Source organism: Kitasatospora purpeofusca (assembly GCF_000718025.1).
Taxonomy (GTDB): Bacteria; Actinomycetota; Actinomycetes; order Streptomycetales; family Streptomycetaceae; genus Kitasatospora; species Kitasatospora purpeofusca.
The window spans coordinates 1-237 of record NZ_JODS01000128.1 but is presented as its reverse complement, the minus strand read 5'-3'; the positions used below and the strand labels follow the sequence as shown (position 1 = coordinate 237).

The following is a 237-nucleotide window of genomic DNA, read 5'->3' as shown; positions in this document are numbered from 1 at the left end:
TGAGATCGCGGCCGCCTGTGTGGCCGGCGGCCTGAGTCTCGACGACGGGGCCAGGGTCGTCGCGTTGCGTTCCCGCGCGATCAAGGTGCTGGCGGGGCGCGGTGGCATGGCGTCGTTGCCGTTGCCGGTGGACGTGGTGCGGGAGCGGCTCGCCTTGTGGGCGGGGCGGTTGTCGGTGGCGGCGGTGAACGGTCCGTCGTCGACGGTGGTGTCGGGCGACGCGGACGCGGTCACGGC

The 237-nt window shown here is 74.3% G+C and carries 1 protein-coding gene; it reads left to right on the top strand.

Going from position 1 to position 237, the window contains the following annotated elements:
* The coding region (locus IF01_RS43370; RefSeq protein ID WP_037783179.1) for an acyltransferase domain-containing protein at positions 1-237 on the top strand (237 nt) is incomplete at both ends.